Here is a 12,630-nt window from a genome sequence, read left to right as displayed (position 1 = left end):
TCTGCATACACTTGTAATGGAGAAGGGGGGATTTTTTATTGAGATTGAACCGCCGTTATCGCCCCTATAAAAAGGGCCCTCTGCCATTTCGTTATGTCATGCTGCTTGCCATATTATTTTTTGTGCTCTCAACTGTCATTAGCCTATTCTTCATCAATCGTTCCATTAAACCAACGTTGATTCACATTGCTGAACTAGAAACAGAACGAATCGCCAATCATCTTATCCAATATTCTGTTCAGGATTTTGCAGATGATCAGGAGAATATGAAGGATATGGTTGTGATGAATACCAGTGAGAACGGAAAAGTGACAACTATCGACTTCAATGCGCAAGCAACATCGAAAGCAATGGCTGACCTGTCACGTCACCTTCAAAAAAATCTAGAGGACATTGAAAAGGGGAATTTTCAAAAAGAGGCAAAAGAAGCATTAAAGGATCAAACAGATGGACATGACGGCATTATATATAACATTCCGCTTGGGCAAGCGTCCGGAAATGCACTTATCGCCAACCTAGGACCAAAAGTGCCTGTACGATTCAGTGTCATTGGTGACCCGCATACGGACGTTGAAAAAAACATTAAGCCTTATGGCATCAACAATGCCTTGATTGATATTAGTGTGCTCATTGAGGTGAAGGTGAGAGTCATCATCCCATTTGCCTCAGAAACCATCGTCGTCAAAAACTCCGTGCCTGTCTCCATTCAAGCCGTTCAAGGAGATGTCCCAGATTATTATAATGGCAGCGGAACAAATTCAGGCGCTCCATCGATTGTTCTGCCAGAAAAAAAGGAGAAGAAAGAATAACAGCCCAATGGACGGATGGGGCTGTTTTTTTCATACACTGTGATTGCATATAGTGTTTTTGTGATGAACGTTTTGTTGTTACGAAACAGACAGTCTTGTCCTTGCATCATTTTCATCGGTGATATAGGTCACGTCTTCAAATCCACATTCAACTGCATTCTTGTATAGCCATTCGAGTGTTCCCTTATTTTTGCAATAGATCGTGACATAGGAGCAATCGGCCACTAAAAGAACAAGCTCGCATTGGCTTTCAATAAATTCTTCATAGGTCTTAATATGAGACAATGTCCCTTTTGGATATGCTTGTAAATCGGCGAAAATCATATAATACGTCTTGTTTTCAATGAGGTGTTTGAGTTCTATACCGTCCATTTCTGTTTTACCTTCAGGAAAAAGTTCTTCATCTTTTTGGCCATCAACTAGTATATTCGAGTCTTCGGTATCGATTCGCCAGCTGAATTTGGTGATGTCGATCGGTTTTAGTACTTCTCCAAGGAAGGCTCCATATTCATTTGGAATGGTAAAGGTCATTCCTCTTTTCAAAAAAACAACCCCCTAACTCTTTGTGAAGTAATCTTTCATTGGCTGCGATGCTTAGACTTTTTTTATGTGATCTGTTCTTATCCTAATTGACCACTTGATTCCATACGAATCACGTGCCATGATAAATGTTCATTGTTTTCCTTATTTGAATAGTGTAGCTATCCTGAAGGCTGATTTTTCACGATCGTCTGTTATGAAAGTGAGAGGAGGATTTGATTGATATGAAGAAAATTCATGTAAGCGGGTTTTGTTTTTTAGTATTTGCCATTGTATTTAGTGCTAAATATATGTCAGCATCGATATTATTAGCTGGGAGCGACAGTTTGAGTGTCGACTTATTTAGAGGGATGTTTGACATGATTCCACTTGAAGTAACAGTTGTGTATCTCCTTTTTTTCATCATGGGTATTCTTTTTTTAGTTTTAGGATTGAAAGAAAAGCATAAGCAGTAACAGTAGACAAGTGATAATGTTGATACATATTAAAAGGAGAAGCCAGCGGTATCGCTAAACTTCTCCTTTTATTTATCGACGTTTCCGCTCGGCTCTTTCCCATGCCCTTAAATGAGGGTAAGGATCAAACGACCATTCAGTTCGTCCATTGTCTTTATACATGCCATAATGAAGGTGTGGCGGGAATTTTCCTGCTGTGCCAGGTGGACCGTAACCGGAGCTTCCGACTGATCCGATGACTTGACCAGGTTCTACAATCTGCCCAGCTTTGAGTCCTTTTGCAAAGCCATTTAAGTGGGCAAAATAATGATAATGATTATGAATATCTCGAATGCCGATCCGCCAGCCGCCAAAGCGGTTCCAGCCTTTCATTTCAATCACGCCGTACGATGTCGCACGAACAGGAAGACCGTAATGAGCAAATAGATCAGTGCCCTCATGAATTCTTCTGCCTCCAAAGCCTCTCGCATCACCCCATGTACTCCTGTAGCTGTAGTCAGCGCCAACCGGAAGAGGAAACGCATGCTTTCCAAGGTCAAGATGGCCGTAATGCTGATAGAGCTTCATAAAAGATGAAATGATTCCAACGGTTTGATCACGTCCGTAATAATCCCACAGCGCAATTTTTAATTGGTCGATGCTGCTGCCGTAATGGAGCAAGTATTGAGCAAACGTGAACAGGACATCTTCATCGTTATCGATTTCTGCTTTTCCATCCCCATTTCCATCAAGCCCAATACCGTCAAAAACTTTAATGCTTAATGGAGAGGTATCCTGCTTATTTGGATTTTCTGGTCCTATCCACATTTCCCGGGGAATGTAGATACCAATCACACCTGTTTGTTTGGGTAAATCTCTTCTGCTTTTGCGTATATTGTGTTCATACTGATCAACCGCAGCAAGTACATACCACGGGACCTGTGTGGTGATGGCGATCTTTTCATACAGTGCCATTCGCTGTTTTAATTCATCGGGCTGTTTGTTTGTCCCTTGTGCATGGACTGATGCGGGAATCATTGAAAGAGCGATGATGATCGCTAAAACCACTTTCACAAACGTCCATCTCCTTTCTTCGAACATCTCTTCTACCGTTTAGTGTGGTTTGATCACGTTATTTCATAAGAAGAAAATGTTAGTAATTTTCTTCTGTTATTTTAGGAGTCTTTTGGGTATTTTTGCAGCTCATTCCCTTGTTGTTCAATCTGTACTATGTTAAAGTGTCTAAAGAAAAGGCCTTAGGCCGAAGATTCAATTTTTTGCGGCAACAGCTGCATCCATCGTATATAGCAGGAAGATGATTGTATATGCACCTTTAACGAATTCATATGGAGATGATGGAATTGGCAAAGAAGGAAGAGCACGTAAGAAAACCGGACTGGCTTAAAATTAAGCTGAATACGAATGAAAACTATACCGGTTTGAAAAAAATGATGCGGGAAAACAACCTGCATACCGTTTGTGAGGAAGCGAAATGTCCGAATATTCACGAATGCTGGGCAGTGAGAAGAACTGCTACATTTATGATCCTCGGATCTGTTTGTACGCGCGCATGCCGTTTCTGTGCGGTGAAAACCGGACTTCCTACTGAATTAGACTTGCAAGAGCCAGAACGCGTGGCAGATTCAGTGGCTTTAATGAATTTAAAGCACGCTGTTATAACAGCGGTTGCAAGGGATGACCAAAAAGATGGCGGAGCAGGCGTATTTGCTGAAACTGTTCGTGCCATTAGAAGAAAAAGTCCATTCACAACAATTGAAGTTCTCCCTTCAGACATGGGTGGCAATTATGATAATTTGAAAACGTTAATGGATACACGCCCTGATATTTTAAATCACAATATTGAAACAGTACGCAGGTTAACACCAAGAGTTCGTGCACGGGCTACATACGATCGTTCATTGGAATTCTTGCGTCGTGCAAAAGAAATGCAGCCTGACATTCCAACGAAATCAAGCATTATGATTGGACTTGGTGAAACGAAGGAAGAAATCATTGAAGTTATGGATGATCTTCTTGCCAATAACGTTGACATCATGGCAATTGGTCAGTATTTACAACCGTCGAAAAAGCATTTGAAAGTGCAAAAATACTACCATCCAGATGAGTTTGCAGAGCTGAAGGAAATTGCCATGTCAAAAGGCTTTAGCCACTGTGAAGCTGGACCGCTTGTCCGTTCTTCTTATCATGCAGACGAACAAGTAAACGAAGCGTCTAAGAAGCGTCAGGCGCAAGCATAACAAAGAAAACGCCAGAGCTCTCTGGCGTTTTTTCTCGTATTAATTTTGGCCGTAAGGTGTGTTTCGTCTCATGGTCCGATCGGAATTCGTCATGCCATTGGCATCTTCTTTCGTTGAAATATCTCCGCCTTGAGGAGAGTATTTCATTTGTTGAATCGTTTTCGTTAAAATTTGATCAAAATCACGTGAATTGGTTTGAAGACGTGAAAAATTGGCAATGGATTGAAAGTGCTCTGGGTTATCAGAGACGTACACATGATAATAACGAGGGAGAACAGAAACCGCTGTTTTTTTCACTTGATCGGCTGATTCATCTCGGTTTTTGTTGCCTGTTCGATACACAATGAGGGCATCCTCGTCTGTGACAAGTGTTGCTGCATCCTTTATATTTGGCAGCTGGATGGCTAAACTTGTAATCACGTGGGCAAGATGCTCACGATTTAAAGCAGGGGTTCTTTCCTTCTGATCGGTTACTTGCTGGCGCTGATAACGAACATAGCCTGCTCGATTCGTATCTGCTTCTGGCATGTTGGAATTATTTCCTTCATGACGATCAGACAGGCGAATTGTCTTGCTGGAAGAATCTTCATCCACTTGCCGGTTCATGCCTGATTGAAAGCCGCATCCGCCTAAAAGCATGCATAGGAGAATAGTGGCTGTCAGTTGTTTCATCATAAATGTGACCTCCTTTTTTCTTTAGCTTCGGCTAAATCGGAAAAAACATGCTTTAGCAATTGATGGAGTTGTTCCAATGAATTATCATTAAAGGTGGATCGTTTAAAAAGAGGTGAGAAGATGATCGTCATTCAGAATGCTACCTTTGATCTTGTCAGAGAAATCAAAGACGGCTTTGATGAGGAAGCGTTTAAAGCAAGGTACTCAGATATTTTAAATAAGTATGATTATATTGTGGGGGATTGGGGCTACAACCAGCTAAGGCTGAAGGGGTTCTTTGATGACCAAAACCAAAAGGCCACATTCGATACAAAAATCAGTACACTCGATGAATACATTTATGAATACTGTAATTTTGGCTGTGCCTATTTTGTCTTAAAGCGGATTAGAAAATAACGCAAAGGGGGCGTCATGATGTATTTCGTAGACAGAAAGAAGATTGAAGAGACATTACGTTTTTTTGAGGAGCAATATGATTTGATGCGCAGTCATCAAACATGGTCAAGCCCTTTAGAAAAAAAAGCGCTGGAACGAATTGTTCATTTGCTCGTCGAATGTATTCTTGATACAGGAAATGATATGATTGACGGCTTTATCATGCGGGACCCGGGAAGCTATGACGACATCATGGATATTCTTGTGGACGAAAAGGTTGTACCAACAGAAGAAGGCACTCACCTGAAAAAACTGGTCTCGTGCCGTAAAACACTTGTTCAGCAATACCAAGAAGTGGTTCATCACGATTTGTTGCAGGTCATCAGTGAGGTAGAACAGGCGTTGCAAGTCTTCCCGAATCGAATTCGCACTTACTTGGAGCAGGAGCTTGGACCAGTATCAGCGTTTAAATAAACCATTGGAGTTGTAAGCAGCATGAAATACAAAGGCTATTTAATTGATTTAGACGGGACGATGTATAAAGGAACAGAAAAGATTGAAGAGGCGGGGCAATTTGTTCACAAGTTAAATGAGTTGAACATCCCTTATTTGTTTGTCACGAATAACTCTTCACGCACACCGAAGCAAGTAGCAGAGAAACTGGTTTCATTCGATATTCCAGCAACGGAAGAACAAGTCTTTACAACAAGTATGGCGACGGCAAACTATATCGCAGAACAAAAGAAAGATGCCTCGGTGTATGTGATCGGAGAAGAAGGCATTCAGCAGGCCATCGAAGAAAAAGGCTTGTCGTTTGGTCAAGAAGACGCTGATTTCGTTGTCGTTGGAATAGACCGCGGTATTACATATGAAAAACTAGCGGTAGGAGCCATTGCGATCCGTCAAGGTGCACAATTTGTTTCAACAAATGGAGATATTGCCATTCCGACAGAAAGAGGGCTGTTACCTGGAAATGGATCGTTAACATCTGTGCTGACGGTTACAACAACAGTGCAGCCAACATTTATCGGAAAGCCAGAGTCTATCATTATGGAACAGGCCATGCGGGTGCTCGGGACAGATGTGTCAGAGACGCTCATGGTGGGCGATAATTATGATACCGATATTATGGCAGGGATGAATGCAGGGATGGATACACTGCTTGTCCATACAGGCGTCACGACAAAAGAGCTGCTTCAGAAATATGACAAACAGCCAACCTATGTCATTGATTCATTATCTGAGTGGATTGAACGATTATCTTAATGAAAAGAGGACAAGCGTCAGACGCACGTCCTCTTTTGTGTTTTATTCTGCATTTCTCGCACTATGTGCCAGTCTGCTTGATGCTGCCGCAGCAATAGCACCGACAATGTCATCTAAAAAGGTGTGGCATTCGCCTGAGGATTTATCGTTGAGTTTCCCAAGAATCCCTGGTTTTTCTTTATCGATATATCCGTAATTCGTAAAGCCGATGGAGCCATAAATATTAACGATGGCAAAGGATAAAATTTCATCCACACCATATAGACTTTCATCTGTTTCAAGAATGGATTGCAGCGGTTCTGTCAGCTTTTTTTGCTCAGCGAGAACATCTAGTTCAACGCCTGTTAAGATGGCATTTTGGACTTCACGTTTTGCGATGACACGTTCCACATTGTGGATGCACTCTGTCATGTCTAAGCCAGGATGATATTTTTCCTGCAAAAAGAAGACAAGGTCTGCTATATCTTGAATGGTTACGCCTCGTTCTTGTAAACGGCGTCTTGCTGTTTTTTCTACTTCGTTCATCTCATGATGATGCGGCATGTTCCTCACCCAATCCTCGTAATTTGTCCACAACGTGTGAAAAAGCTTCGGATAGTAAATAGTATTCATAAATCCCTCAACCTGCGACTACGATATGATAAGAGACTGATTTTATGAACGCAGGTGAAATCATGAAAGAAACCATTTATCACACATTTGGTATTGATGTGCGTCAATTTATGCCATATGGCAGTTATCAGAGCTTTCAAACGGCGAAAGCTCTCTTCATCATTGTTCCCGTGTCTCATTTGCGAGAAGAAGAACTCACAGAGCTTTATCATATCAGTCAGTATTTACTGAATGACGGTGACCCATACGTTGCCGTGTTTGAATTAACAAACGAAGAGAAACCGACTTTTACCCATGGAAAAGAACTGTACGCTCTATTAAAGGCAGCACCGCGGGTTACAAGCCGCTCATTTCAGCACGCACCAGAGCTGGCGGCTTTTCATGTCAGAGGGAGAGGGTTTCCTTATGAGGTGTCTGAAACAAAACGTGTCGGAGCTTGGAAGGAATTATGGGCAAAACGGTTAGACCAGCTGGAAGGCTTTTGGATGCAGCAAATGCATCAAAAACCACTTGAACGATTTGAAAAGAAATTCATTGAATCCTTTCCGTATTATCTCGGATTAACGGAAAATGCCATTCAATATTTAGTGGATACAGAGCTTGATGATGAACCAAAAGAATGTGATTCAGGTACTGTTTGTCATCAGCGCTTTTCACGTATGACCTGGCCACATGAGCAGCCGCTTCGTTTACCTGTTGACTGGGTATTTGACCATCCAACAAGAGATATCGCGGAATATTTAAGAGAAACCTTTGTCCAGCATAAGGAGGATTTAATTGAAGAGGGATTCTCCTTTTTGCAGCAATATGAGCAGGTTACGCCTCTTTCATCATTTTCAAAGCGTCTGCTGTACAGCCGTCTTCTGTTTCCGCTTCATTATTTTGAAATTGTCGAAGGTTATTATATGTCAGGAGAAAATGAAAAATCTTATTATGAAGAACGATTAGATTACGTTTTAAATGATGCGAACCGCTACGAATATTTTCTCAAGGTGTTTCAAGAATTGAGTGCCATGCGCAGCGGTGGGCATCTCATTCCTCCTGTTGGATGGATTCATCAATCCGCTGATTTGAAGTTTCAGTGAACAGACGAAACGTCTCTTTTCTCTTGAGGCGTTTTTCGTTATGCTTAAAGAAAGCAACCAAAGGAGTGTTCTTCTTGACGAAACCGTATGTCTATATCACAAGAAAGCTTGATGAAACAACACTTACACCATTAAAAGAAGTCGCTCATATTGACATGTGGACGAGCGAGGATGAGCCGTGTCCAAGAGAAGAGTTAGAAAAACAAGCGGCTCAAGCAGATGGGCTGCTCACAATGCTGTCAGATCAAGTAGATGAGGAACTTTTATCAAATGCTCCAAATCTAAAAGTGGTCGCGAATCTCGCGGTCGGCTATGACAATATTGATCTAAAGGCAGCTAAAAAGCACGGGATCACGGTATGTCATACACCGGACGTCTTAACAGAATCGACGGCTGATTTAGCCTTTGCGCTTTTGATGGCGTCAGCAAGACGAATTGTCGAAGCGAGTGATTGGATTAAGGATGGGAACTGGACAGGCTGGGGGCCGCTTCTTCTAGCCGGTGCGGATGTTCATCATAAAACGTTAGGGATTGTCGGAATGGGCAGTATTGGAACCGCACTGGCCAAGCGGGCAAAAGGTTTTGATATGAATGTTCTGTATCATAATCGTTCAAGAAAGCCAGAAGCAGAAGCGCAGCTAGGTGTGACCTATGCCGCATTTGATGAGCTGCTTACGCAGTCTGATTTCATCGTTTGTTTGACGCCTTTAACGCCTGAAACGAAAGAAATGTTTAATAAGAAAGCATTTGAGCAGATGAAGAACACGGCTTACTTCATCAACGTTTCCAGAGGGCAGACGGTAGACGAAGATGCTTTATATGATGCTGTCACGACAGGGAAAATTGCAGGAGCAGGTCTTGATGTATTTAGCAAGGAACCAGTCAGCCCAGATCACCCGTTAACGACATTACCAAATGTAACAGTGCTTCCTCATATCGGAAGTGCAAGTGTTGAAACGAGAAAAAACATGATGCATTTATGTGCTGAAAATATTGCGCTTGTCCTGCAAGATCAGCAAGCCAAAACGCCAGTTCAGGCGTAATCTCAAGCTTCACGGCTTCGGGAGCTTTTCTCACAAAAATATTTTGAAAATATAGAATCTTGATATAAATAGTTGTTAAGCGGTTTCATTCTCATATTCTCTTATTTTATTACCTTGTCAAAATGAGGATACCCCTTTATAATGTGTGTACATTGAATGTCTGTGTTAGGTTAACAAATGTCTTTTTAGAGAGGACATTTACGGAGAAAGGTGGAATTTCAGGTGAAGGCAATTCGAGTTGGACTACTAGGATTAGGAACAGTGGGGAGCGGTGTCGTTAAGATTATTCAAGATCATCAGGATAAATTAATGCACCAGATCGGCTGTCCGGTATTAATACAAAAAGTGCTTGTGAGCAATCCCGATAAAAAAAGAGATGTGGATGTGGCAAGAGAGGTCTTCACAACTGAAGTATACGATGTGATTCGAGATCCAGAGGTCGACGTCATAATTGAAGTAATGGGCGGCATTGAAGAGACAAAACAATATTTAATAGATGCATTAAATGAGAAGAAGCATGTGATTACAGCCAATAAGGATTTAATGGCGCTATATGGCACAGAGCTTTTACATGTAGCAAAAGAAAACGGCTGTGACCTTTACTATGAAGCAAGTGTCGCAGGTGGGATTCCGATTTTGCGTACACTAGAGGAAGGTTTAGCCTCTGACCGCATCACAAAAATGATGGGAATCGTGAACGGGACAACGAACTTTATTTTAACAAAAATGAATGTCGATAAAAGTGCGTATGAAGATGTATTAAAAGAAGCGCAGGATCTTGGCTTTGCAGAAGCAGATCCGACGGCGGATGTAGAAGGACTAGATGCGGCAAGAAAGATGGCCATCCTGGCAAGACTCGGCTTTTCCATGAATGTAGACTTAGAGGATGTGAAAGTGAAAGGCATCTCTGACATCTCGGATGAGGACATTAATTTCAGTAAACGTTTTGGCTATACAATGAAGCTGATTGGAATTGCCCAAAGGGACGGAGAGAAAGTGGAGGTCAGCGTACAGCCAACTTTACTTCCTGATCATCACCCGTTATCTTCTGTCAACAATGAATTTAATGCTGTCTATGTTTACGGAAGTGCTGTCGGAGAAACGATGTTTTACGGACCTGGAGCAGGCAGCCTGCCAACGGCAACAGCTGTTGTCTCTGATTTAGTCGCTGTTATGAAAAACATGCGTCTTGGTGTGAATGGCAGTGGATTTATTGCACCGCAATTTGAGAAGAAAATCAAATCATCATCCGAAGTATTTGCACAGCAATTTTTAAGAATACATGTGAGAGATCAAGTCGGAGCTTTCTCCCGCATTACATCGATTTTTTCTGAAAGAGGCATCAGCTTTGAAAAGATCCTTCAGCTTCCTGTCAAAGGGCATGATGAGCTTGCTGAAATTGTGATTATTACACATCAGACATCAGAAGAAGATTTCTCAAATATCCTGCAAACATTAAACGATCTCGACGTGGTGGTTCAAGTGAAGAGCACGTACCGAGTAGAAGGGAACGGTTTAAGCTGATGAAGTGGAATGGACTCATTGAAGAATTTCAAGAATTCTTACCAGTAAACGAACAAACACCTAAACTAACATTAAATGAAGGAAACACACCGCTGATTCATCTCGCAAAGCTTTCCGAAAAACTGGGGATTGAACTTCATGTGAAAACAGAAGGCGTCAACCCTACAGGTTCTTTTAAGGATCGCGGGATGGTCATGGCCGTCGCAAAAGCAAAAGAAGAAGGCAATGATACGATCATGTGTGCATCGACAGGGAATACGTCTGCAGCAGCGGCAGCTTATGCGGCGCGCGCTGATATGAAATGTATTGTCATCATTCCAGATGGAAAAATTGCCTTCGGTAAGCTGGCGCAGGCTGTCATGTACGGAGCAGAGATCATTGCCATTGACGGCAACTTTGATGATGCACTTAAAATTGTCCGCAGCATCTGTGAAAAAGCACCGATCGCACTTGTTAACTCCGTCAATCCATACCGAATTGAAGGACAAAAAACAGCGGCATTTGAAATCTGTGAGCAGCTAGGCTCCGCACCGGACGTACTGGCGATTCCTGTTGGGAATGCGGGGAATATTACAGCGTACTGGAAAGGCTTCAAAGAATATCATGAGAAAAAAGGCACTGGACTGCCAGTCATGCGTGGTTTTGAAGCAGAAGGTGCTGCAGCCATCGTTCGAAATGAAGTCATTGAGCAGCCAGAAACAGTCGCAACAGCCATTCGCATCGGAAACCCTGCAAGCTGGAAACAAGCTGTAGCAGCGGCAGATGAATCGAACGGGAAAATTGATGAAGTGACAGATGAAGAAATTCTTCATGCCTACCAATTGATCGCACGTGAAGAAGGGGTGTTTGCAGAGCCAGGGTCTTGTGCATCAATTGCAGGTGTACTCAAACAAGTGAAATCTGGAGAAATTAAGCCAGGGAGTAAAGTCGTCGCTGTACTGACAGGAAACGGATTAAAAGATCCAAATACGGCGATTGATATTTCGCACATCAAACCGGTCACACTAGATGCAGATGAAGATCAAATTCTGGAACATTTAGAAAAGGCCGCACGCGTATGAGTAACGCCTCCATGCTTTTTTCAATCACAGTACCGGGAAGCACTGCCAACTTAGGACCAGGCTTTGACTCAGTCGGAATGGCGCTCAGCCGCTACTTAAAGCTATCGGTCTATGACCATGATAGCTGGCTGTTTGAAGCAGAAACAGATGTTGTGTCTGGTATTCCATCAGGCACCGATAATCTGATCTACCAAACAGCTAAAAAGGTCGCAGATGACTTTGGAAAAACACTCCCGCCTGTTCATGTCAAAGTGTGGAGTGATATTCCATTAGCAAGGGGGCTGGGTAGCAGCGCTGCTGCCATTGTCGCCGCTATTGAGCTCGCCAATCAGTTGCTTGAATTAAAGATGACCGATGATCAGAAGCTCTTTTTTGCAAGTGAGGTAGAAGGTCATCCAGATAATGCGGGTGCCTCTTTATTCGGTGGTTTACTCATCGGTCTTCATGAAGAAGACAAGACACATGCCGTTAAAGTGCAGCATGTGGATGTAGATGTCGTCGTCGTGATTCCTTTTTATGAAGTGCTCACAAAGGATGCCCGTGATGTCCTGCCAGAGGATTTTTCCTATAAACAGGCCGTGAGTGCGAGTGCAGTGAGTAACGTCCTTGTTGCCGCCTTAATGACGCAGAACTGGCCGCTTGTAGGGGAAATGATGAATAAAGATTTATTTCATCAGCCATACCGCACAATGCTTGTCCCAGAGCTGTCCAAGGTGGAGCACGTTGCTTCATTAAAAGGCGCGTATGGAACGGCATTAAGCGGTGCTGGGCCGACTATTTTGACCTTAGTGGAAAAAGGGAAGGGAGAAGCGCTGAAAAAGCAGCTTGCCCAAAATTTCCCGCATTGTGAAGTGGATGTACTGACGGTGCCGGTAGAAGGTGTCGTCGTCGAGCATCATTCTGTGAATCAAATGAAGAACGTGCTGTGAAGACGCACGTTCTTTTTTT

Annotated in this window: 15 protein-coding genes; 11 read left to right on the top strand and 4 right to left on the bottom strand. The window is 42.6% G+C overall.

What is annotated here, in order from left to right:
• Positions 1–38 precede the first annotated feature (38 nt).
• On the top strand, positions 39–809 hold the full coding sequence (gene yunB / locus MHB38_RS15420) for a sporulation protein YunB (protein ID WP_007500406.1): 771 nt from the start codon (positions 39–41) through the stop codon (positions 807–809).
• 78 nt (positions 810–887) lie between these two features.
• Here yunB and MHB38_RS15415 read toward each other — a convergent pair whose 3' ends face one another.
• Positions 888–1,352: a DUF2691 family protein gene (locus tag MHB38_RS15415; RefSeq protein WP_268414207.1), complete on the bottom strand. Its 465-nt coding sequence runs from the start codon at positions 1,350–1,352 to the stop codon at positions 888–890.
• Between the two features lie 221 nt (positions 1,353–1,573).
• Between MHB38_RS15415 and MHB38_RS15410 the strand changes: the two genes are divergently transcribed.
• The gene (locus MHB38_RS15410) at positions 1,574–1,804 is read left to right on the top strand and encodes a hypothetical protein (protein ID WP_008346846.1); all 231 of its coding nucleotides are present in this window, start codon (positions 1,574–1,576) and stop codon (positions 1,802–1,804) included.
• Between the two features lie 72 nt (positions 1,805–1,876).
• Here MHB38_RS15410 and MHB38_RS15405 read toward each other — a convergent pair whose 3' ends face one another.
• Complete coding sequence (locus MHB38_RS15405; RefSeq protein WP_223255603.1) at positions 1,877–2,821, bottom strand: M23 family metallopeptidase; 945 nt, start codon at positions 2,819–2,821, stop codon at positions 1,877–1,879.
• 323 nt (positions 2,822–3,144) lie between these two features.
• Here MHB38_RS15405 and lipA point away from each other — a divergent pair, with 323 nt between their 5' ends.
• Positions 3,145–4,041 carry a lipoyl synthase gene (gene lipA / locus MHB38_RS15400; RefSeq protein ID WP_008360456.1) on the top strand — a complete coding sequence of 299 codons (897 nt, stop codon included), beginning with the start codon at positions 3,145–3,147 and terminating at the stop codon, positions 4,039–4,041.
• A gap of 39 nt (positions 4,042–4,080) precedes the next feature.
• On the opposite strand, the gene MHB38_RS15395 is transcribed toward lipA, so the two are convergent.
• On the bottom strand, positions 4,081–4,716 hold the full coding sequence (locus MHB38_RS15395) for a YhcN/YlaJ family sporulation lipoprotein (RefSeq protein ID WP_008346841.1): 636 nt from the start codon (positions 4,714–4,716) through the stop codon (positions 4,081–4,083).
• Positions 4,717–4,836: 120 nt separating this feature from the next.
• Here MHB38_RS15395 and MHB38_RS15390 point away from each other — a divergent pair, with 120 nt between their 5' ends.
• From MHB38_RS15390 to MHB38_RS15380, 3 genes are read left to right on the top strand one after another with little or no spacing between them, the layout of a single operon-like run.
• On the top strand, positions 4,837–5,112 hold the full coding sequence (locus tag MHB38_RS15390; RefSeq protein WP_008346837.1) for a YutD family protein: 276 nt from the start codon (positions 4,837–4,839) through the stop codon (positions 5,110–5,112).
• A gap of 18 nt (positions 5,113–5,130) precedes the next feature.
• The gene (locus tag MHB38_RS15385; protein WP_024719757.1) at positions 5,131–5,565 is read left to right on the top strand and encodes a DUF86 domain-containing protein; all 435 of its coding nucleotides are present in this window, start codon (positions 5,131–5,133) and stop codon (positions 5,563–5,565) included.
• A gap of 21 nt (positions 5,566–5,586) precedes the next feature.
• A complete protein-coding gene (locus MHB38_RS15380; protein WP_008346835.1) occupies positions 5,587–6,357 on the top strand; it encodes a TIGR01457 family HAD-type hydrolase in 771 nt (256 codons plus the stop codon).
• A 42-nt stretch (positions 6,358–6,399) separates the two neighbouring features.
• Here MHB38_RS15380 and MHB38_RS15375 read toward each other — a convergent pair whose 3' ends face one another.
• The gene (locus tag MHB38_RS15375) at positions 6,400–6,900 is read right to left on the bottom strand and encodes a phosphatidylglycerophosphatase A family protein (RefSeq protein ID WP_024719755.1); all 501 of its coding nucleotides are present in this window, start codon (positions 6,898–6,900) and stop codon (positions 6,400–6,402) included.
• A gap of 113 nt (positions 6,901–7,013) precedes the next feature.
• Between MHB38_RS15375 and yutH the strand changes: the two genes are divergently transcribed.
• The 5 genes from yutH to thrB all read left to right on the top strand — a co-directional run bounded on the left by yutH (position 7,014) and on the right by thrB (position 12,611).
• Positions 7,014–8,054 (top strand): spore coat putative kinase YutH, encoded by a 1,041-nt coding sequence (gene yutH / locus MHB38_RS15370; RefSeq protein ID WP_007500419.1) that lies wholly within the window; start codon positions 7,014–7,016, stop codon positions 8,052–8,054.
• A gap of 74 nt (positions 8,055–8,128) precedes the next feature.
• On the top strand, positions 8,129–9,097 hold the full coding sequence (locus MHB38_RS15365; protein WP_035389298.1) for a 2-hydroxyacid dehydrogenase: 969 nt from the start codon (positions 8,129–8,131) through the stop codon (positions 9,095–9,097).
• 222 nt (positions 9,098–9,319) lie between these two features.
• Positions 9,320–10,621, top strand: a complete 1,302-nt coding sequence (locus MHB38_RS15360; RefSeq protein WP_017358915.1) for a homoserine dehydrogenase — start codon at positions 9,320–9,322, stop codon at positions 10,619–10,621.
• The gene (thrC, locus tag MHB38_RS15355) at positions 10,621–11,682 is read left to right on the top strand and encodes a threonine synthase (protein WP_008346825.1); all 1,062 of its coding nucleotides are present in this window, start codon (positions 10,621–10,623) and stop codon (positions 11,680–11,682) included. Before MHB38_RS15360 ends, thrC begins: the two co-directional genes overlap by 1 nt.
• Positions 11,679–12,611, top strand: a complete 933-nt coding sequence (thrB, locus tag MHB38_RS15350) for a homoserine kinase (protein WP_007500423.1) — start codon at positions 11,679–11,681, stop codon at positions 12,609–12,611. The genes thrC and thrB overlap by 4 nt, the downstream gene beginning before the upstream one ends.
• The last annotated feature ends 19 nt before the right edge of the window (positions 12,612–12,630 follow it).

The sequence above is a fragment of the Bacillus sp. FSL K6-3176 genome (assembly GCF_038003325.1).
In the GTDB taxonomy this organism is placed as follows: domain Bacteria; phylum Bacillota; class Bacilli; order Bacillales; family Bacillaceae; genus Bacillus; species Bacillus altitudinis.
The sequence above is the reverse complement of the archived record's forward strand: the minus strand, read 5'-3'. Positions and strand labels throughout refer to the sequence as shown.